The 20,982-nt window shown below is 62.7% G+C and carries 20 protein-coding genes; 14 read left to right on the forward strand and 6 right to left on the reverse strand.

Annotation, left to right across the window (positions count from 1 at the left end):
• Positions 1–62 precede the first annotated feature (62 nt).
• From NKJ06_RS20305 to erpA, 4 genes are all read right to left on the reverse strand, one after another.
• Positions 63–380 carry a hypothetical protein gene (locus tag NKJ06_RS20305; RefSeq protein ID WP_352628006.1) on the reverse strand — a complete coding sequence of 106 codons (318 nt, stop codon included), beginning with the start codon at positions 378–380 and terminating at the stop codon, positions 63–65.
• A gap of 78 nt (positions 381–458) precedes the next feature.
• Positions 459–1,253 (reverse strand): exodeoxyribonuclease III, encoded by a 795-nt coding sequence (gene xth, locus NKJ06_RS20310; protein WP_352628007.1) that lies wholly within the window; start codon positions 1,251–1,253, stop codon positions 459–461.
• A 17-nt stretch (positions 1,254–1,270) separates the two neighbouring features.
• Positions 1,271–1,666: a VOC family protein gene (locus NKJ06_RS20315; RefSeq protein WP_352628008.1), complete on the reverse strand. Its 396-nt coding sequence runs from the start codon at positions 1,664–1,666 to the stop codon at positions 1,271–1,273.
• Between the two features lies 1 nt (position 1,667).
• Positions 1,668–2,015, reverse strand: a complete 348-nt coding sequence (gene erpA / locus NKJ06_RS20320) for an iron-sulfur cluster insertion protein ErpA (protein ID WP_352628009.1) — start codon at positions 2,013–2,015, stop codon at positions 1,668–1,670.
• 105 nt (positions 2,016–2,120) lie between these two features.
• On the opposite strand from erpA, the gene NKJ06_RS20325 reads away from it, so the two are divergent.
• From NKJ06_RS20325 to NKJ06_RS20385, 13 genes are all read left to right on the forward strand, one after another.
• Entirely contained in the window at positions 2,121–3,335 is a 1,215-nt protein-coding gene (locus NKJ06_RS20325; protein WP_352628010.1) for a deoxyguanosinetriphosphate triphosphohydrolase, read from the forward strand.
• Between the two features lie 62 nt (positions 3,336–3,397).
• A complete protein-coding gene (argS, locus tag NKJ06_RS20330; protein ID WP_352628011.1) occupies positions 3,398–5,155 on the forward strand; it encodes an arginine--tRNA ligase in 1,758 nt (585 codons plus the stop codon).
• 102 nt (positions 5,156–5,257) lie between these two features.
• Positions 5,258–8,707 (forward strand): SPOR domain-containing protein, encoded by a 3,450-nt coding sequence (locus NKJ06_RS20335; protein ID WP_352810465.1) that lies wholly within the window; start codon positions 5,258–5,260, stop codon positions 8,705–8,707.
• A gap of 133 nt (positions 8,708–8,840) precedes the next feature.
• Positions 8,841–9,860 (forward strand): beta-N-acetylhexosaminidase, encoded by a 1,020-nt coding sequence (nagZ, locus tag NKJ06_RS20340; protein ID WP_352628013.1) that lies wholly within the window; start codon positions 8,841–8,843, stop codon positions 9,858–9,860.
• 61 nt (positions 9,861–9,921) lie between these two features.
• Positions 9,922–10,722: a segregation and condensation protein A gene (locus NKJ06_RS20345; RefSeq protein WP_352628141.1), complete on the forward strand. Its 801-nt coding sequence runs from the start codon at positions 9,922–9,924 to the stop codon at positions 10,720–10,722.
• Positions 10,719–11,486, forward strand: a complete 768-nt coding sequence (scpB, locus tag NKJ06_RS20350; RefSeq protein WP_352628014.1) for an SMC-Scp complex subunit ScpB — start codon at positions 10,719–10,721, stop codon at positions 11,484–11,486. Before NKJ06_RS20345 ends, scpB begins: the two co-directional genes overlap by 4 nt.
• A gap of 169 nt (positions 11,487–11,655) precedes the next feature.
• Positions 11,656–11,877, forward strand: a complete 222-nt coding sequence (locus tag NKJ06_RS20355) for a twin-arginine translocase TatA/TatE family subunit (protein WP_352628015.1) — start codon at positions 11,656–11,658, stop codon at positions 11,875–11,877.
• Positions 11,878–11,906: 29 nt separating this feature from the next.
• The gene (tatB, locus tag NKJ06_RS20360) at positions 11,907–12,659 is read left to right on the forward strand and encodes a Sec-independent protein translocase protein TatB (RefSeq protein ID WP_352628016.1); all 753 of its coding nucleotides are present in this window, start codon (positions 11,907–11,909) and stop codon (positions 12,657–12,659) included.
• Positions 12,656–13,531 carry a twin-arginine translocase subunit TatC gene (gene tatC / locus NKJ06_RS20365; protein WP_352628017.1) on the forward strand — a complete coding sequence of 292 codons (876 nt, stop codon included), beginning with the start codon at positions 12,656–12,658 and terminating at the stop codon, positions 13,529–13,531. The genes tatB and tatC overlap by 4 nt, the downstream gene beginning before the upstream one ends.
• Before the next feature lie 110 nt (positions 13,532–13,641).
• Positions 13,642–14,946: a serine--tRNA ligase gene (gene serS / locus NKJ06_RS20370; RefSeq protein WP_352628018.1), complete on the forward strand. Its 1,305-nt coding sequence runs from the start codon at positions 13,642–13,644 to the stop codon at positions 14,944–14,946.
• Positions 14,946–15,704: a 5'/3'-nucleotidase SurE gene (gene surE / locus NKJ06_RS20375; RefSeq protein ID WP_352628019.1), complete on the forward strand. Its 759-nt coding sequence runs from the start codon at positions 14,946–14,948 to the stop codon at positions 15,702–15,704. Before serS ends, surE begins: the two co-directional genes overlap by 1 nt.
• The gene (locus tag NKJ06_RS20380; protein ID WP_352628020.1) at positions 15,701–16,354 is read left to right on the forward strand and encodes a protein-L-isoaspartate(D-aspartate) O-methyltransferase; all 654 of its coding nucleotides are present in this window, start codon (positions 15,701–15,703) and stop codon (positions 16,352–16,354) included. The genes surE and NKJ06_RS20380 overlap by 4 nt, the downstream gene beginning before the upstream one ends.
• Before the next feature lie 208 nt (positions 16,355–16,562).
• A complete protein-coding gene (locus tag NKJ06_RS20385; protein ID WP_352810466.1) occupies positions 16,563–18,083 on the forward strand; it encodes a peptidoglycan DD-metalloendopeptidase family protein in 1,521 nt (506 codons plus the stop codon).
• A gap of 132 nt (positions 18,084–18,215) precedes the next feature.
• Here NKJ06_RS20385 and NKJ06_RS20390 read toward each other — a convergent pair whose 3' ends face one another.
• Complete coding sequence (locus NKJ06_RS20390) at positions 18,216–19,106, reverse strand: NAD-dependent epimerase/dehydratase family protein (RefSeq protein WP_352628022.1); 891 nt, start codon at positions 19,104–19,106, stop codon at positions 18,216–18,218.
• Positions 19,107–19,202: 96 nt separating this feature from the next.
• On the opposite strand from NKJ06_RS20390, the gene NKJ06_RS20395 reads away from it, so the two are divergent.
• Positions 19,203–20,039, forward strand: coding sequence for a helix-turn-helix domain-containing protein (locus NKJ06_RS20395; RefSeq protein ID WP_502905644.1), 837 nt, complete (start codon positions 19,203–19,205; stop codon positions 20,037–20,039).
• A gap of 39 nt (positions 20,040–20,078) precedes the next feature.
• Here the strand turns inward: NKJ06_RS20395 and NKJ06_RS20400 are convergent, their stop codons facing one another.
• The gene (locus tag NKJ06_RS20400) at positions 20,079–20,954 is read right to left on the reverse strand and encodes an ATP-binding protein (protein ID WP_352628023.1); all 876 of its coding nucleotides are present in this window, start codon (positions 20,952–20,954) and stop codon (positions 20,079–20,081) included.
• Positions 20,955–20,982: the final 28 nt, after the last annotated feature.

Genomic DNA, 20,982 nt, shown 5'->3' on the forward strand with positions numbered 1-20,982 from the left:
ACATTGGAGATTGGCGAAAACGGTTGCGACAGCCAATCTCCCCCCCAAGGGGGGAGATTGGCTCACTTTTCGGTCGGTTCCGTCGGCACCAGACTGGGCGCTGGCGTCGAGATCGGCGTGGCGTGCAGGTGCGGCGCCATTGTGTTTGCGGGGCAGCTGTCCCCGACCTTCGTCCACGAGGTGTTGTTGAGCACCATGTCGCAACGGGCAAGATGGCTCTGGTCGGCAACCGTCAGGCAGGCGACCTGGCCGAGCTGATAGGATTTTCCATTGGCCAGGCATTCCTGATCGGCAAGTGCCGCGGCAGGAGCGGCCACCGCAAATGCCAGGCCGATCGGACAAAGATGAAATCGAATGGTCATGGGAACCCCAGCCGCCATGCTGGTCTCCCATCATGCGCCGGAATGTGGCTATATGAGGTCGAGCGCAGGCGCGCCCGGCGTCGGGCCAGGGTTCTCTCAGGCGGGCTGCAGCGCGAGATCGATCGCCACCGGCACATGATCGGAGGGTTTTTCCCAGGCGCGGACATGCTTTTCGATCGAGGCGGATGAGAACCGGTTGGCGGCTTCCGGCGACAGCAGCAGATGGTCGATGCGGATGCCGTTGTTCTTCTGCCAGGCGCCGGCCTGATAGTCCCAGAAGGTATAGGTGTCGGGCGCGTCGGTGACCGCGCGCACCGCTTCGGTGAACCCCAGGTTGAGCAGCCGGCGGAAGGCTTGCCGCGTCTGCGGCTGGAACAGCGCATCGCCCAGCCAGTTCTCCGGAAACCGCGCGTCGATCGGCTCGGGAATGACGTTGTAGTCGCCGGCCAGCACCAGCGCCTCTTCGAGCTCAAGTCGTTCCTGCGCCCAGCGCTCCAGCCGTGCCATCCAGGACAGCTTGTAGGAGAACTTCTTCTCGTCATCGATCGGATTGCCGTTCGGCAGATAGAGCGAGGCGACGCGCAATGCGCCCTTGTCGGTCGAGAAAACGCCTTCGATGAAACGCGCCTGTTCATCGGCATCGTCGCCAGGCAGGCCTCTGATGACCTCGTCGAAGCGCAATTTCGACAGGATGGCGACACCATTGAAACCCTTCTGGCCATGGGTTTCGACGTTGTAGCCAAGCGCCTCGATCTCGGCGCGCGGGAACTGCTCATCGACCGTCTTGATCTCCTGGAGGCAGGCGATATCGGGCGCGCTTTCGGTCAGCCAATGGGTCAGGTTGCCGATGCGGGCGCGCACGCCGTTGATGTTCCAGGTGACGATTTTCATGATGGTCCCGATGCTGTTCAGTTGGGCTCTTGCGGCGGATGGCGTTCGACGAGACCGATCGTATTGCCAGCCGGGTCCTTTAGGAAGGCCATCCATTCGCTTTCCCCCGCTGGACCGAACTGGCCCTCGGTGTCGCGATGGACAAGCATCGGCGGCGCGGTGAAGGGGACGCCGGCGGCGATTGCCGAGGCGTGGAAATCGTCGAGGCCCGATATGTCGAGATAGACGGTTCCGGCTGGTATGCCGTCAGTGAACAGCAACCTGATATCACCGGCCATGATGAAGGCAATGCCCGGCGGATCGAAGCGCGCGTGGACAGCCATACCTAGCACGTCGCGCCAGAAGGCTAGCGTCGTATCGAGGTCGCGGCCGGCCGCCAGCGCGATCTGACGGACCGCGCCGATGGCAGGCATTCTATATGGAAAAACTCGTGCCGCAGCCGCAGGAGGCGACGGCATTGGGGTTCCTGATCTGGAACGACTGGCCCATCAGATCGTCGACGAAATCGATCACCGAACCACCCATATAGACCAGCGACAGATCATCGATCAGCACCGTGGCGCCGTCCTTTTCGATGGCGACGTCATCGTCATTCGCACCTTCGACCAGGTCGAACTTGTAGGAAAAGCCCGAGCAACCGCCGCCTTCGACCGAAACGCGCAGCGCCGTCTTGCCGGCCTCGCCCGAGACAATCTTGGCGATCCGCTTGGCAGCGGCCTCGGTCATATCGACTTTCATGGCAGTCTTGGCATCAGCGCCCATGGGCGTCACCTTGCTTTCGGTTTCACATGATAGGTATGAAGCGCGAGGGGCCAAGTCAACCAGGCCCAAGCCAACTGGACCAAGTCAACTGCGGCAGCATCAGCCATGACCAATGAGTTGGGCGACATCGGATTCGGCTATCGGCCACGCGCCGCCTATGCCTGCGATCCGGCAAAGTCGCGTGGACGGCTTTTCGACGAGGTGGAAAGCCCGACCCGCACGCCGTTCCAGCGCGACCGCGACCGCATCATTCATTCGACGGCCTTCCGCCGGCTCAAACACAAGACGCAGGTCTTCATTGCGCATGAAGGCGACCACTACCGCACCCGGCTGACCCATTCGATCGAAGTGGCGCAGATCGCGCGCGCCCTGGCACGGGCGCTGCGCGGCGACGAGGATCTCGCCGAGGCAGTCGCACTGGTGCATGATTTCGGCCACACGCCTTTCGGCCACACTGGTGAGGACGCGCTGAACGAGAAGATGGCCGCCTGGGGCGGTTTCGACCACAATGCGCAATCGCTGCGCATCGTGACAAGGCTAGAGGCGCGCTACGCCGAATTCGACGGGCTCAACCTGACCTGGGAAACGCTGGAAGGTCTGGTCAAGCACAATGGACCGCTGACGGACGCCAATGGTCAAGGTCTGAAAGGGCCGGTGCCGCAGGCGATCCGTGACTATTCGCAGCTGCATGACCTCGAACTGGACCGGTTTGCCGGCATCGAGGCGCAATGCGCGGCGATCGCTGACGACATCGCCTACAACAACCATGACATCGACGATGGCTTGAGGGCAGGGCTGCTGACGCTGGACATGCTGGAGACGGTTTCGCTGCCCGGAACCATTCTGAGAGGCGTGCGCGCACGCTATCCCTCCCTCGATGATGTGCGCACCGGCCATGAACTGATGCGGCGGCAGATCACCGCCATGGTCGAGGACGTCATCGTCTCCACCACTGCCAATCTGGAGCGCATCAGGCCTCAGAGCGCCGATGCGGTGAGGGCGGCGGGCGAGACTATGGTGACTTTCTCGGCCGAAATGGCCGCCTTCGAGAAAGAACTGAAGGCTTTTCTCTACAAGCATCTCTATCGGCACGCGGAAGTCATGCGGGTGCGCGCGGACGCCGAGCAGATCGTCAAGGATCTGTTCGACGCCTATTTCGCCGATCCGCGCGCCATGCCGGACGGCTGGCGCGAGGGGCTGGATCGGGCCGACGATCGCATCAAGGCGCGCAGCGTCGCCGACTTCCTGGCGGGTATGACCGACACCTATGCGCTCAAGGAGCACCGGCGTTTGTTTGACCATACGCCTGAATTGAGCTAGGGCGGGCTCGATTTTGCCGGCCAACGAGCCGGATTCCCTGCAAAGCCACCAGAGCCAGTCCCATGAACATCTTCGCCGATTTCACCGCGCGAATCATAAAAGCCGTCGAAGCGCTTGATTTGAAAGACAGTAATGGCGTTTCGCCGGACCTGTCGCGCATTGCCGTCGAGCCGCCGCGCGACGCCAGCCATGGCGACTTGGCGACCAATGCGGCAATGGTGCTGGCCAAGCCGACCGGCCAGAATCCGCGCGCGCTGGCCGAGAAACTGGCGCAAGCGCTGCGTGACGACAAGGATGTCGCCGCCACCGACGTGGCCGGTCCGGGTTTCGTCAATCTCCGGCTGAAGGACGGCTTCTGGCAGACGCATCTGACCGAGCTGCTTGGCGAGGGCCGCAACTATGGACGTTCGACCGTTGGCGGCGGCAGGAAGACCAATGTCGAATATGTCTCGGCCAATCCGACGGGGCCGATGCATGTCGGCCACTGCCGGGGTGCTGTGGTCGGCGACGCGCTCGCCAATCTGATGGCCTTCGCCGGCTACGACGTGACCAAGGAATATGTCATCAACGATGCCGGCTCGCAGATCGACGTGCTCGGCCGCTCGGTCATACTGCGCTACCGCGAGGCGCTTGGCGATGATATCGGCGAGATACCGGCTGGGCTTTACCCCGGCGATTATCTCGTCCCTGTCGGTCAGGCGCTGGCCAAGGAGTTCGACCGCTCGCTCCTGCAGATGCCGGACGACGAGGCGCTCGCCATCGTCAAGGACCGCACCATCGATGCGATGATGGCGATGATCCGCGAGGATCTGGCGATGCTCAACGTGCATCACGACGTGTTCTTCTCCGAGCGCACGCTGCACGCCGACAATGCCAAGAAGATCCGTTCGGCGATCAACGATTTGACGCTGAAGGGCCATATCTACAAGGGCAAGCTGCCACCGCCCAAGGGCGAGAAGCCCGACGATTGGGAGGACCGCGAGCAGACGCTGTTCCGCTCGACCGCGGTCGGCGACGACATGGACCGGGCGCTGGTCAAGTCCGATGGCTCCTTCACCTATTTCGCCGCCGACGTCGCCTATCTCAAGGACAAGGTCGATCGCGGCTTCGTCGACCTGATCTATGTGCTCGGCGCGGACCATGGCGGCTATGTCAAGCGGCTGGAAGCTTTGGCGCGGGCCATTGCCGGGGACGAAGTGAAACTTACCGTGCTGCTTTGCCAGCTGGTGAAGCTGTTTCGGGACGGCGAGCCGGTGCGCATGTCGAAGCGGTCCGGCGATTTCGTGACGTTGCGCGAAGTGGTGGAGGAGGTTGGCCGCGACGCGATCCGCTTCATGATGCTCTACCGCAAGAACGATGCGCCGTTGGATTTCGATTTCGCCAAGGTGACCGAGCAGTCCAAGGATAACCCGGTGTTCTATGTGCAGTATGCCTCGGCGCGCTGCCATTCGGTGTTCAGGCAGGCGAGCGAGCAGCTGGGCGAAGCCAATTTCGACCGCAACAGCCTGGCGTCCGCCGTGGCTTTGCTGACCGACGAGGGCGAGATCGGCCTGATCCGCAAGCTTGCCGAATATCCGCGCCTGATCGAGTCGGCAGCACTTGCGCTCGAGCCGCATCGGCTGGCATTTTACCTCTATGATCTGGCTTCCAGCTTCCATGGACACTGGAACCGTGGCACGGATAATCCAGACTTACGTTTTGTTAAGGTTAACGACCGACAATTGACGCATGCCAGACTAGGGCTGGTGCAGGCTGTTTCGGATGTTTTGACGTCCGGCCTGACGTTGATCGGAGCCGCCGCGCCCACCGAAATGCGTTAGGTTTGACTAAAAACCTGTCACCTTTTGCCCACATTGCGCTGGTAAGGGCCAACCCTACGCGACGTCCATGGCGTCCGAATGAGTGCGAGTTCGGGAACAATAATGGCAGACAGAACCCAGCTGAGAGTAGCCGACAACAACGACATCGCTGGCGATGATCCGTTCGCGGAACTGACCAGGATCATGGGGTTCGACCCGCGCCAGCCGGTCAAGCCGCAGCCGCCCGCCCAGCCGAAAGCCCCAGCCGCCGATCACGTGGCGGAAGAGAGCGATTTCGATATCGATCTCGAGAAGGAAATGATGGGCGAGTTCGGCGCTGACGACAGCGACGCCGCTCCGGTTGCCGAGGCTCGTGAGCAGACTTTCGAGCATGAGCCTGCGTTCGAAGCTGCTGATGCCAGCGCAATGGACGACGACGAGCTTGCCGCGTCGCTCGACGACGATTTCCATCTGGACATGACTGATGTCGACGACCATGCCGCCGGCGCCAGCGATACGGCCGCCGCCGAAGCCGCGCCGTCTGTCGAGCCGGCTTTCGACGCTGATTTCGACAATGCCGTCGCCAGTTCGCTTGAGGATGTCTCTCCCTTCGAGGACGACCAGCCGATGGCGGACGAGCTTGCCGCGTCGCTCAACCAGGACTTCCGGATCGACGAGGAAGCCGAAGACGCCCAGCATGCTGTTGCCGTTGCCGACGCGCCTGCTGTCGAGACGGCCGCCCCCGATCATGAAATCGACGAAGCGGTTGCGATCTCGCTCGAAGACGAGCTGATGCTCGACGACCATTCGGTGGCGGAACAGCCCTACACGGCTGCCGATCCCGTCGAGTATCTGCCGGAGCAGGCGGCTGCGCGTGACGGCCGGGCCTCCGACGAGAATCTTGCCTCCGACGAGGATTTTGCCGACCGCCTTGACGATTCCATGGCTGATGTCGACATGGATTTTGACATTCGCGCTGATGAGCCGGTCGCATTCGACGCGCCGGAAGCGCATGATGCGCTTCCCGATAGCGCGGATGCGACGGGCGAGGCTCTCAGCCCCGAAGCGGCGTCGGATGAAGTGGCGTCGGATGATGCTTTCGACCTGAACTTCGACGACACGTTTGCCGAAACAGTCGAAGAACCCGCCGCCGAAATTGCCGCTGCGGCGGTCCAGCCGGCGGCGCCAGAAGCGGCTGCTGCGCCGGCGGTTCAAGCCCCCATATCGGACGAACGAAGCCTGGAAGACGAGTTGAATGCGCTGCTGGGTGCCATGACCGCGCGCACAGCGCCTATGGCCAAGGAGGAGCCCGTCATGGCTCATCCGGCTATCGCTGCTCAGTCGTCTGTCCCCGCAGCTGCAGAGATCACAGAGGAGCCGACCGATCTTGTCGGCGACCTCGACTGGGATCTTGAAGAAACCGCGCCTGAGGCGCCCCACCATCTTGGCGCCGCCCAGGCAGCCGATGCGGATGTCGACGATCTTCTGCTCGATGAACTTGAGGATCAGGATCCGGCCTCGGACGTCGACGGACATGGCGATGTCGATCTCGACAATGATGCGTTCGACGCGGCTTTGGCCAAAAGCCTGGATACGCAGGATAATTCGGCGGATTCTCTCGATTGGCTGGCGGAGCGTTCCACGCCGCCCGAGCCGGCACGTTCGTGGAGCCGCGTGACGCCGGTTCCGCAGCAGCCGTCATTTAGCGCTCAGCCTGCGTTTAGCGCTCAGCCGGCCGCTTCGATGGCCTCCATGGCTGCGGCGCCGGCAGTCGCTGCGGTACCGTCCTACCGTTCGGCCGAGCCGGTCGAGACCGTCGCCCCTGTATCCGCGCCGCCATCGCGCCAGTCCGCGCGTTATGAAGACATGCCCGATGTCGAGACGGTCGATGTGCCCGAGCGCGTCGTGGCGCTGGCGGACGATCTCGATATTCCGGAACTGCACTTCGAGGAAGATCAGCCGGCGTCGCCTGGCTATGACGATCTCGATGCCGAGTTCTCCAGCCTTCTCTCCGAGATGAACGCGGTGGAGGTCGCTGCCGCTCCCGCAAGCAACGTGGCCGGCGCGTCTTACGATGATGACGCCTACGCCGCGGGCTTCAAGCCGAGCTATGACGGGGTCAAGCCGGGCTATGACAGCGTCAAGCAGGGTTATGAAAGCGTCAAGCGGGGTTATGACGGGGTCACGCAGGGCTATGACAGCGTCAAGCCAGGCTATGACAGCGTCAAGCCGGGCTATGAGCCGGAAGCTCGGACCTATGCGGCGCGTCCGATGGAAGTGTCTGCCCGCGCGGCGGCGCCCACCGGCTATGCCGATGCCGCCGATGGCTTCGATCTCGACAATCTGCCCGGCAGCCAGCCGGCTTCACAGGCGGATGATTTCACCGTCGATGAACTCGACTACGATCCTGAACTCGATGAGGCGATGGCTGTTCCAGGTCTCGACGAGCGTGAGGCTGCGAAGCCTTCGCGCGGACGTGGCCTGTTCATCGCCGCGATTGTCGGCGCGGTGGCGATCGCAGGCGGCCTCGGTGCCTTTGCGCTGTCTTTCGGCGGCAAGGGCGGCAGCGAAGCGCCTGTCATCGTCAAGGCGGACAACGCGCCAATCAAGGTCAAGCCGGAGAATCCGGGTGGGGCTGTGGTGCCGAACCAGGACAACAAGGTCTATGACGCGGTCAGGGGCGCGAAGGCCGCTGAGCCGGTCCAGGAAAAGCTGGTCACCAACACCGAAGAACCGGTGGACGTCCAGGCGAAGGATCCGGCCCGCGCCATCGATCTTTCGCCGGACCAGAACGCAGCCGCCGCAGCCGTCGTTGGAACCGATGACGGCAACGCCGCGCCGACCGCCGTAGCCGCTTCGGCCGACAACATGGCGGCCGCGCCCAAGTCCGAGGATCGTATCGCGCAGGTGCTGCAGGATGCCGACAAGGGCACAAATGCCGATGTCGTCGCCGTTGCGCCGCGCAAGGTGAGGACCATGGTGGTCAAATCGGACGGTTCGCTGGTGCCGCGTGAAGATCCGGCGCCCGCCGCCCCGCAGGTGGCCGCAACGGAGCCGGTCGATCCGGCGCCGCAGCATGTTGCCCCGTTGGCGCAAGCTGTTGCGGACCAGACCGGGACCGTGGCGCCTGCCGCTGCCCAGGCGAACGACGAGCCGGCCCTCAAGCCGGCAGCCAAGCCCAAGGCTGAGGCTAAGGCCCAATCGGCCAACACGCCGGCCAAGGTTCCGCTCGCGCCGCAGCGCCCGCCCGCCCAGCCGGTCGATGTCGTCGGCGAGGTCAAGCCCGATCAGGTTGCGTCCATCGATCCGGCATCGACCGCGACTGGTGGTGGTTCGTGGTCGATGCAGATCGCTTCACAACCGACGGTCGAAAGCGCCCAGTCCAGCTATCAGGATCTGCAGCGCCGCTACGGCAGCGTGCTTGCCGGCCATACAGCCAACATCGTCAAGGCCGAGATCGCCGGCAAGGGCACGTTCTACCGTGTGCGCGTGCCGGCTCAGTCGCGCAACGACGCGATCAATTTGTGCACCAGCTACAAGGCCGCCGGCGGCAACTGCTTCGTCTCGCGCTAGAGCCGGAGCCAACCAATCAAAAAGCCGGCGCGGTCATCGCGCCGGCTTTTTTCATGGGGAAAGCAGATCTGGCGTTTGACCGCTTGTGATCCGGATGATTCCCTTTGATCGCGCGAAGCTTTAGACTCCTGATATGACCGAATCAAAATCCATGATCCTCGGCTGTGCCGGGAAATCGCTCACTCGCGAAGAAATCAATTTCTATCGCAATGAATGCCCGTGGGCCTTCATCCTGTTTGCGCGCAACATCGGCGAGACGGAACAGATCCGCGATCTGGTCGCCGAGATGCGTGACTGCATCGGGCGTCCGGACGCGCTGGTGTTCATCGACCAGGAAGGCGGCCGTGTGCAACGCCTGAGGCCGCCACTGGCGCCGAACTATCCGGCCGGCGGCGCGCTTGGCGCGCTGTGGCGCGACGACCATGATGCCGGCGCTCGCGCCGCCTGGCTGATGGCGCGGCTGCATGCATTCGATCTGCTGCGCTACGGCATCACTGCCGATTGTCTGCCGGTGCTCGACGTGCCGATCGAGGGCGCCAGCGACGTCATCGGTGCACGTGCCTATGGCAAGGACCCGCGACCGGTGATTGAACTCGGCCGCGCCGCGGCGGAAGGACTGATGTCAGGCGGGGTACTGCCCGTCATGAAGCACATTCCGGGACATGGCCGGGCCTCTGCCGACACGCATTTCGAATTGCCTGTCGTCAATGCCTCGCTCAGCGATCTGCAGCGGCATGATTTCGCCCCGTTCAAGGAGCTTAGCCATCTGCCGATGGCGATGACGGCGCATGTCGTCTACAGCGCGATCGACCCCAACAATCCGGCGACCACCTCCGGCAAGGTCATCGACGAGATCATCCGGCGCGAGATCGGTTTCGACGGGTTGCTGATGAGCGACGACACTTCGATGAAGGCACTTTCTGGGGATTTCCCGACAAAGGCGGCCTCGATCCTTGCGGCGGGCTGCGATCTGGTCCTTCACTGCAACGGCGTTTTCGAGGAGATGGCCGGCATTGCATCGCGAACCACGGGGCTCGAGGGCACGTCGCTGGAGCGCGCAAAGCGGGCGCTGACCTATATTAAGAAACACGACACGGTGGAAGAAACCGAGATACGCGCTGAATTCGCCACCTATTTCGACGCGGTGGCTTAACAAAGGGAAGTGAGAGGAAGTGGCGGAAACATTGGAAAGCAAGGCCGCGAAGGCCGCACCGATGGACCGTCTGTGGGCCGAGAATGACGATTCACGCGTCACCGGCGATCCGTCGCTGGTCGTCGACGTGGCCGGCTTCGAAGGTCCACTCGATCTTCTGCTGCATCTGGCCCGCACCCAGAAAGTCGATCTGGCGCGGATTTCGATCCTGGCGCTGGTCGAGCAATACCTGACCTTTGTCGAGACGGCGAGGGCGCTCAGGCTCGAGCTTGCCGCCGACTATCTGGTGATGGCGGCGTGGCTGGCCTTCCTCAAGTCGAAGCTACTGATCCCCAAGCAGCCGGGCGACGAGGGCGAAAGCGGTGAGGAACTGGCGGCGGTGCTGCAGTTCCGGCTGAAGCGGCTGGAAGCCATGCGCGACGCCTCGGCGCGCCTGGTCAACCGCAACCGGCTCGGCCGTGACGTGTTCGCGCGCGGCATGCCGGAAATGGTCATCATCGAAAAGCGTAACGCCTATTCGGCCTCGCTTTACGATCTACTCACTGCCTATGCCCAGCAACGGCAGAAGCAGGCGATCAACAATGTGACGATCGCCAGGCGCGGCGTCTGGTCGCTCAAGGACGCGCGCGATATCCTGACCCGCATGGTTGGGGCTCTGCACGACTGGGCGACGCTGGAAAGTTTTCTGATCGTGTACATGACCAGCCCCGAGGAGCGGCGCACGGCGATCGCCAGCTCTTTCGCGGCCACGCTGGAACTGGTGCGCGAAGGCACGATGGACATGCGGCAGGACGAAGTCTTCGCGCCGATCTATCTGCGCGGCCGCGCGCAGGCAATCAAGGCAGTCGAGGTGGCATCATGAGCGAACGCGCCAACGCTTCGGTTATCCCGTTCAAGGTCGGCGATGAAGCGGAAGAGGAGTCGCTCTCCCAGAACCCGGCCGAGCAACAGGTACAGAATCCGGCCGAGCGGCTGCATCTGGCCGAAGCCGTGCGCATGGCCGAAGCGATCGTGTTCGCCAGTGCTGAACCGGTCAGCGAAAAGCAGCTTGCGGCACGTCTGCCGGACGGCATCAACATCGCCCTGGCCATGGCCGAGCTGCAGCAGATCTATGCGCGGCGCGGCGTCAATCTGGTGCGTATCGGCGACGCCTGGGCGTTCCGCACGGCCGGCGATCTCGCTTTCCTGATGAGCCGGGATACTGTCCAACAAAGGAAGCTCTCCCGCGCGGCGCTCGAAGTGCTAGCGATCATCGCCTATCACCAGCCGGTGACGCGCGCCGAGATCGAGGACATCCGGGGCGTCGAAACCTCGAAAGGCACGCTCGACACGCTGTTGGAAACGGAATGGGTGCGCATGCGCGGCCGGCGCAAAACGCCGGGACGCCCTGTCACCTACGGCACCACCGACACCTTCCTCGACCATTTCGCGCTGGAGGAGATCCGCGATCTTCCTGGCATGGAGGAACTGAAGGGGGCCGGACTGCTTTCGGGCCGCATGCCGTCGAATTTCTCCATTCCACAGCCGCCGGCCGATCCCGATGCATTGACCGACGACGAGGAAGCGCTGACCGACATCGACCTCGAGGAACTCGGCCTGCTGACGCCGCGCGTCACGGAAGATTGACTGGCATTAGCCGCCGATCTGTCGAGGATGCGCGGATTCGTAGCGGGCCATCACGTTGAAAATGCGTGACATCCGCCACCCTTTCATAAACTCTGTCGCAGTTGTGTTTGAATCCCTACGCGAAAGCGCATAGATCATCGCCAGGGAAAACGTTCGAGAGAGATTTGCTATGGGTTCATTTTCGATTTGGCATTGGATGATCGTGCTGGTGATCGTGCTGCTGGTGTTCGGCCGCGGCAAGATTCCCGAGCTGATGGGCGATATGGCCAAGGGCATCAAGAGCTTCAAGAAGGGCATGGCCGACGACGACGTTGCCGAAGACAAGCGCACCGTCGAACATCGCGCCGACGAGACCGTTACGGCCGCGAAGGAAAAAGCCAGCAAGAGCTGAGCCACAGGTTCTAGTCGGAACAGAGTGCCATGTTTGAAGTCGGCTGGACCGAAATGCTGGTCATCGCGATCGTCATGATCGTGGTCGTCGGGCCCAAGGATTTGCCCAATATGCTGCGTACCTTCGGCCGCACGACGGCGAAGCTGCGCGCCATGGCGTCCGATTTCCAAAAGCAGTTCAACGAAGCGCTGAAGGAAGCCGAGCTCGACGACGTCAAGAAGTCGGTAGACGAGCTCAGAGGCCTCAGCCCGATGGCCGAGATCAGGAAGCAACTCAATCCGTTCGAACAGGCCGCGGCCGACGTTCGCTCCGGCGTCGACGCGGCGATGAAGCCGAAGCCGGCGGCGGACCCAGCAACGCCTGCCGCTTCGATACCGCTGGCGGCGGAGCCGTTGAAGAATGGCGCAACGACCATGCCTGGCGTCAACGGGCCGGAAGCAGTACCGGCAGCGCCGATTTTCCCGGCAATGACCGATGAATCGGTGGTGACGGCGTCAGTGCCGACAGAACCGGCGCAGAAGGCGCCCGCGACAAAGAAAGTAGCCAAGCCTGCGCCGGCAAAGGCGGTGCCGGTGGTAAAAGCGCCGGCCAAGGCTTCGGCTAATGGTGCAAAGGCGCCTGCATCGGCGAAGACCGCGACGGCGGCAAAGGCTGAAACGCCCAAAGCCGCGAAGCCCGTTGCGGCCAAGGCCCTCGCGACCAAGACCGTGGCGAAAGCCGATCCGAAGCCTGCTCCGGCGAAGAAGCCGACAGCTAAGAAGACGGCGGGAGCCGCCAAGTGAGCGTTTCGGACAAGGAAAAGGACGAGATCGAGAAATCGTCGGCGCCGCTGATGGAGCATCTGATCGAGTTGCGCCGGCGGCTGATCTGGTCGCTCGGAGGCTTCTTCGTTGCCTTCCTGGTCTGTTTCTTCTTCGCCAAGAAGCTGTTCAACCTTCTGGTCGTCCCGTTCAAATGGGCGACGCAATGGGCAGGGCTCGATCCGCACAAGGTCGAGCTGATCTACACCGCGCCGCAGGAATTCTTCTTCACCCAGGTCAAGCTCGCAATGTTCGGCGGCATGGTGATCGCGTTTCCGCTGATCGCCACGCAGATCTACAAGTTCATCGCGCCTGGCCTCTACAAGAACGAGCGCAACGCCTTCCTACCGTTCCTGATCGCGTCGCCGATCCTGTTCCTGATGGGTGCGTCGCTGGTTTATTTCTTCTTCACGCCGATGGTGATGTGGTTCTTCCTCGCCATGCAGCAGGCCGGCACCGACGATCAGGTGCAGATCTCGCTGCTGCCGAAAGTGTCGGAATATCTCAGCCTGATCATGACGCTGATCTTCTCCTTCGGCCTGGTATTCCAACTGCCGGTGGTCACCAGCCTGATGACGCGGGTCGGCATGCTGTCGTCCAAGGCGCTGGCCGAGAAGCGCAAATGGGCGATCGTCATCGCCTTCGTCGTCGCAGCCGTGCTGACGCCTCCCGATCCGATGAGCCAGATCGGCTTGGCCATTCCGACCATCCTTCTCTACGAGGTCTCCATCTGGGCTGCCCGATTGATCGAGCGCGATCAGGAAAAGCAGCGTGTGGCGCGTGAGAAGCAGGACGCGGCGGAAACCGTGGCGGACAAAGCCCCAGACGAGCCTCCGGCGCCGGCAGCCTCGTAGGCAACAGAGCGGCGGCAGCGGCGGAAAAAGACGGTCGCCGCCCAGCCTATCTTGCATCGATCTCAGATGCGGTTTACGCCCCTTTGGCCTAGCTTGAGGACGGATAGACCATGCTTGACATCAAATGGATTCGCGACAACCCGAAGGCCCTTGTCGAGGCGCTGATGAAGCGCTCGTGGTCGGCGGGTGAGGCGCAGTCCACGGTCGACGGGCTGATCGCCTCGGACGAGGCGCGGCGCGAACACGTCACCGAGTTGCAGACCAGGCAGGAGCGCCGCAATGCCGCCTCGAAGGAGATCGGCAACGCCATGCGTTCGGGCGATGCGGCACTTGCCGAGAAGCTGAAAGCCGAGGTCAGCGAGATAAAAACTTTCATCCAGAATGGCGAAGCGCGCGAGCGCGACCTCGATAAGGCGCTGAATGATGCGCTGGCGGTGCTGCCCAACGTGCCGTTCGACGACGTGCCTGTCGGCAAGGATGAGCACGACAATGTCGTCAAGCATATCGTCGGCAAGGTGCCGACGCGCCCGAACTGGGTGAAGGAGCATTTCGAGATCGGCGAAGCGCTCGGCATGATGGATTTCGAGCGTGCGGCGAAACTGTCAGGCTCGCGCTTCACCGTGCTGAAAAGCGGCTTGGCGCGGATGGAACGTGCGCTTGGTCAGTTCATGCTCGATCTGCACACGACCGAGCATGGCTACGAAGAAGTCATCCCGCCACTGATGGTCAAGGACGACGTTCTTTTCGGCACCAACCAGTTGCCGAAGTTCGAGGAAGATCTGTTCTTCACCTCGCACGGGGAGGGTCGACTTGGCCTGATCCCGACCGCCGAGGTGCCGCTCACCAATCTAGTGCGCGAGGAAATCACCGCGCATGAAAAACTGCCGCTGCGCTATACGGCGCTGACGCCGTGCTTCCGTTCCGAAGCGGGCTCGGCGGGGCGCGACACGCGCGGCATGCTGCGCCAGCACCAGTTCTACAAGGTCGAGCTGGTGTCGATCACCGATCAGGAATCGTCACTCGCCGAGCACGAGCGGATGACGCAATGCGCCGAGGAAGTGCTCAAGCGCCTCGGCCTGCCGTTCCGCACCATGACGCTGTGCACCGGCGACATGGGCTTTGGCGCGCGCAAGACCTATGACATCGAGGTCTGGCTGCCCGGCCAGAACGCCTATCGCGAAATCTCGTCCTGTTCGGTGTGCGGTGATTTCCAGGCGCGCCGCATGGACGCCCGCTATAAGGACAGGGACGGCAAGGGCAACCGCTTCGTCCACACGCTCAACGGTTCGGGCACCGCCGTCGGCCGCGCGCTCATTGCTGTCATCGAGAATTACCAGAATGAGGATGGCAGCGTAACCATTCCTGAAGTGCTGCGGCCTTACATGGGCGGTCTGGAAAAGATCGAAGCGAAATAATGCGCATCCTCCTGACCAATGACGACGGCATTCATGCCGAAGGCCTGGCGTCGCTCGAACGCGTCGCGCGCACATTGTCCGACGATGTCTGGGTGGTCGCGCCGGAGCAGGACCAGTCCGGCTATGCGCATTCGCTGTCGATCTCGGAGCCGCTGCGGCTGCGCAAGATCGGCGAGAAGCACTTTGCCGTGCGCGGCACGCCGACCGATTGCGTCATCATGGGTGTCAAGAAGATCCTGCCCGGCGCACCCGACCTGATCCTGTCCGGCATCAATTCCGGCGCCAACATTGCCGACGACGTCACCTATTCCGGCACCGTCGCCGGCGCCATGGAAGGCGCGCTGCTCGGCATCCGCTCGATCGCGCTCAGCCAGGGCTACAGCTATGTCGGCGAGGATCGTGTCGTCCCCTACGAGACGACCGAGGCGCTGGCGCCGGCGCTGTTGAAGAAGCTGGTGGCGACGCCGCTGCCGGACGGTGTGCTGCTCAACGTCAATTTTCCGAACTGCCTTCCCGAAGAGGTCGCCGGCACAGTGGTCACCTCGCAAGGCAAGCTGGTGCACAGCCTATGGGTCGACGAGCGCCGTGACGGGCGCGGCCTGCCTTATTACTGGCTGCGCTTCGGCCGCGAGCCGGTCGAAGGCAAGCAAGGCACCGACCTCTTCGCTCTGCGCAACAGGCTGGTGTCGGTGACGCCGCTGCAACTCGACCTCACCGCGCATGAAATCCGTGACCAGCTGAGCAAGGCGCTTGCATGAACCAGGGGATCGATGACCGCGAAGGCTTTGCCGCCTTTCTGCTACGCCTGCGCGGCCGGGGGACGGTGCCGAAGGCATTGATCGCGGCCTTCGAGGCGACGCCGCGGCGCGGTTTCCTGGCCGCGCAGTTCCATTCCATTGCCTGGTCGGACCGCATGCTGCCGATCGAATGCGGCGAGGCGATCGAAGGCGCCGACATGCAGGCGGCGGTGATCGCCGCACTCGCCATCGAGCAGGGCAACCGCGTGCTCGAGATCGGCACCGGCTCCGGCTATACCTCGGCGGTGATGTCGCGGCTGGCCGCGCGGGTCGTCACCACTGATCGCTACAAGACGCTCGTCGAGCAAGCCAGGCAGCGCTTCGAGGCGCTCGGCATCGGTAATGTCATCGTGCGCCACGCCGATGGTTCGGGCGGCCTGCCGAATGAAGGGCCATTCGATCGCATCGTTGCCTGGGCCGCCTTCGACAGCCTGCCGCGCTTCCTGCTCGACCAATTGTCGAGCGGCGGCATCGTCATCGCGCCGATCGGACCCGAGGAGGGCGAACAGGTGCTGGCCAAGCTGACCAAGGTCGGCAGCCGGTTCGAGCGTGAAGACATCGGCCTTGTCCGCCTGCAGCCGATCCTGAACAGCGTGGCCGCCGTCATTTAGGGGGCGTTGAGGGTCAGGTAATGCCGGCCTGCAAACGGTAGGTCGCGCCCGTCTTTGGCTCCGGCTCGGCCTGACCTAAAATCTCCCCTCGGCGCGCCCTCTAATATTTTAAGAAAAATTGCATCGGATTCCATGAGGTTAACCGTCGAGTAACATTAACGCGCTTTAATCATGCCTAGTTTGTACCGGGTATGTGCGGGTTAGTGCGATGCAACTCAGTGTTTTGAAGACAAACGGACGCAATCTGCTGCGGGGTTGCGCTGTCCTCATGGTCGCCGGTGCTGCGGCGGGGTGCAGTTCCCAGGTTTCGCGGTTCAATGGCGTCGATGACGTCTTTACATCCTCGACCAACAATCAGCGCACCATCATCAACAAGCAGGATGCCGTACAGCAGCCCTATCCGGGCGATGTCGCGGCCGCTGCCATCGATGGCAGCCACACACAGTCGGTCAGCCGCTCCAGCCTCGAGCCGGTCTCGACGCGGCCGCTGCCGCCACCCGTTGCCCAGGCGCAGCCGGCTCCCGCACTGGCGCCCGCCGCAAAGCCGACGCGCACCGCATTGGCTCCGGCGCCGCATGTCGACAGGACCACGACCGGTACCGTCGGTCCGGCCGCATCGCCGTTCAAGGTTGCGCAGCCCGATGCCCCGCGCGTGGCAGCGGCCGGCACGCCGCATGCGACCGAGATCGTCGTCAGGGACGGTGAAACGATTTCCGGCATAGCTCAGCACTACAAGGTGCCGGCCGACGTGATCATGAAGGTCAACGGACTGAGCGCCACCAAGGGTCTGAAGACCGGCCAGAAGCTGGTCATCCCGGCCTATGCCTACTCGAGCAAAGGCGAGCCGAAAGTCGCCGACGCCAAGCCGGCGAAAGACGGCAAGCATGACCTGCCGGCCACGGCACCCGACAAGGTCGCGGTGCTGCCACAGCAGCCGAAGCTGAAGGAGGGCAAGTCCGCCGCTCAGGGCGACACGTCGGCTGCCGCAAACCAGCCCAAGGAGCCCAAGCCGCAGATGGCCGCCGCCAAGGCGACTGGCGCTGCCGGCACCTACACGGTCCAGTCGGGCGATACGATGTCTTCGATTGCGAGGAAGACCGGCGTTGGCGTCGTTGCTCTAAAGCAGGCCAACGAGATGAAGGATGGACTGCTCAAGATCGGCCAGACCCTGAAGGTGCCGACTGGTGGGGCCGCGACGGTCGCCAGCGCCAAGCCTGCCAAGATCGATCCTGTGACCACGGCCACCACGCAGCCAGCGGCAAAGACCACGCCGTCGGAAACGCTGGCGTCCTACACGCCGCCGAAGAAAGATTCGAAGGTCATCCAGCAGGCCGAGGACGACGACGCCGTCGCGCCTGACGCCACCGGCATCGGCAAGATGCGCTGGCCAGTGCGCGGCCGCGTGATCTCCGGTTTCGGTTCCGGCAAGGACGGCGTCGACATCGCCGTGCCGGCGGGAACGCCGGTCAAGGCGGCCGAAAACGGTGTCGTCATCTATGCCGGCGACGGGCTCAAGGAATTCGGCAACACGGTGCTGGTGCGTCACGAGAATGGCTTGGTCACCGTCTATGGCCACGCCAGCTCGATCGAGGTGCAGCGCGGCCAGAAGGTCAAGCGCGGCCAGGAAATCGCGCTGTCGGGCATGAGCGGCACGACGGACTCGCCAAAGCTGCACTTCGAAGTGCGCAAGAATTCGGCTCCGGTCGATCCGTCCGGCTATCTCGAATAGTCGAGGCTATCTCGAATAGAAGAAAAAAAGCAATTTGCGGGCCGTCTGACCTCCAGTCCGGCCCGCCGGCTCAGCCCGTTGCGCAAGGAGCGGGCTTTTTCAGTTGGTTGCTAGATGCTTGTTCCTCAAGACTCAAAGATGATCGCGGAGCGTGTCGGCGATCATCACTTCAAGGCTGTTGGCCTTCACCCCTAAGAGTGCCTCTGCGTCGGAGGAATCGACCAGCAAGGGCCTTTCGAAGAGGTAGCTCATCTCGATAAGCTCATGCATGCCCAATGCTTCCATCTCGGAGACCGAATAGGAACGTACTTCTGAAACCTCCCGGCGAAGCATCGCTGCGGTTTTCAAGATGAGTTCCCGGGGGGAGGCGTGTTGCGAGGGAACATGAAACGCCCGTCCCCATTCACCCGTGTAGCGGGAGGCCGCGACAAGTGTCCTGGCGACGTCCTTGGTGAAGCTCCAGGCATGAGTTGCGTCGAGGTCTCCAATGAAGGCGGTAGGCTTGCCCTCGATAATGGAGGGCAGCGCGACCAGTGAGAAATAGCTGATTGCGCCCTGTCCCAGATAGTCGCTGGACCGTACTTCGATCGCCGGCACATTGGCACGGACCGCCCGCTGCCACATGATGGTCCTGGCGGTTCCTTTCTTCGAAGTCGGGTCCAGGGACAGGTCGGAGCGAAGCGGGCTATCGGCATTTTCCCCATAACCATAGAGGTTTCCGAGCACGATGAGCTTCGCGCCGACCGCTTCCGCCGCGCGAACGGTGCCGTCGATGATGGGGAAAAAGTCGGTTGGCCACCGATGATATGTGGCCATGGCACACATGAAGATGGCATCGGCGCCTCGGCAGATATGTGACAGTTCCGAGGCATCCGTGGCGTCGGCTTGTATGGCCCGCACGTTCTGCAACGTGTTCGAGCCGACGCTTCGGCTTGTGAGAACGACATCATGTCCTTCCTCGCCAAGAAGGCGAGCGGTCTCGCTTCCAACCGGCCCTGCACCGACAACAACATAGAAACTCATCGCAACCTCTCTTTCAACCTTGATGGAGAGGCGGAAGTACAGGTTCGCGGCATTGAAAATCGCGCGAGAATTGCCAAATCTTCAACAGATTTTGCCATGAATCGAGAGAGCATGCGTTCGCAATTCGCTTCGGACCAATCCTCGTCCCACGTAACGATGGTTTCCCGGCATGTCGAAGCAGGCGTCCATCGTCTGTCGCGGGTGTCACACCATCGCATCATGGTGCATGCAAGCGCGGCGACGCGCTCTTACTGCAATGAGGTTGGACGATATTTCGTGAGGCGAGCCGGCGATATCGACCTGGTACCCGCCGGCCAAGAGGGCGGTTTCGAGGCCGAAACCCCGTTCGACACCGTTGAGATTGCATTGCGGCCGGCCTTGATGGAAAGGGTGGCGGCGGAACTTGGTGGCAAGGCGCGAGCATTGCGGCTCGACACACGCCACCTGCTTCGGGACCCGCGCATCGAACATCTTGCTCGAGCACTCGAGAGCGATCTCAATGCAAACGCGCCGAGTGGTTCCTTGTTTGCCGACAGCATTGGCGCCGCACTCGCGGTGAGGCTGCTTGGCCTCGATGATCCTGGTATCGATCGAACGAACCGGTTGTCGGATACCCAGCTCAAGCGCGTGTTGGAGCACATTGAGGCCGCATTACACGAGCCCCTCTCGGTCGATCGACTAAGCCGGGTTGCCGGCGCGAGCAGTTCGCATTTGCGGACATGGTTCAAGGTGGCGACGGGCTTTACCCTGCACCGCTACGTGTTACGACGTCGCGTCGAACGCGCACGCGTCCTGTTGCAGCGAGGCGATCTCAGCACAAGCGAGGTGGCGGAGTTGACGGGCTTCGCACATCAGTCACATCTGGCGCATTGGATGCGCCGCGAGATCGGCCAAACGCCGCGTGACTTGCGACGGGCACCGCGGCCCAAATGACCTTGCCGTTGGATTGCGTTGGTGACGCAATCCAACGCATCAATCCTTCAGCGGCTTGCCGAGCCGGCCGGCCAGATCCTGGGTGAACTGCCAGGCGACGCGGCCCGAGCGGCTGCCTCGGGTAGTCGCCCATTCCAATGCTTCGGCGCGCAGCTGGTCGGGATCCATGACAAGGCCATGGTGCCGGACATAGCCGTCGATCATATCGAGATACTCGTCCTGCGAACATTTGTGGAAGCCGAGCCACAGGCCGAACCGGTCGGACAGAGAAACCTTCTCCTCGACCGCTTCGGACGGGTTGATGGCGGTCGAGCGCTCATTGTCGATCATGTCGCGCGGCAACAGGTGGCGGCGGTTCGAGGTGGCATAGAAGATGACATTGGCCGGGCGGCCCTCGACGCCGCCTTCGAGCGCTGCCTTGAGCGATTTGTAGGAGGTGTCGTCATGGTCGAAGGAGAGGTCGTCGCAAAACAGGATGAAGCGGAAGGGGGCTGCCTTGAGCAAGCCCATCAGCTTCGGCAGCGTGTCGATGTCCTCACGGTGGATTTCGATCAGCTTCAACGGCATGTCGGACTTGGCCTTGGCGTTGATCTGAGCATGCACGGCCTTGACCAGCGACGATTTGCCCATGCCGCGCGCGCCCCACAACAACACATTGTTGGCGGGATAGCCGGCGGCGAAGCGTTCCGTGTTGTCGACAAGAATGTCGCGGACACGGTCGACGCCACGGATCAGGCCGATGTCTACGCGGTTAACCCTGCGTACCGGCTCCAGATAGCCCGGATCGGCCTGCCATACGAAGCAATCGGCCTCGCCGAGGTCGGTTTGGGGCACCGGCGGCGGGGCGAGGCGGGTCACCGCCTCGATCAGCCGGTCGAGTTTCTGGTTCAAGGCTTCAATGCTGCTGTCGGTCATGTCGGTCTTTTGTTTTCTCGTTTTTGAC

Source organism: Mesorhizobium sp. M0293, assembly GCF_040321735.1.
Taxonomy (GTDB): Bacteria; Pseudomonadota; Alphaproteobacteria; order Rhizobiales; family Rhizobiaceae; genus Mesorhizobium.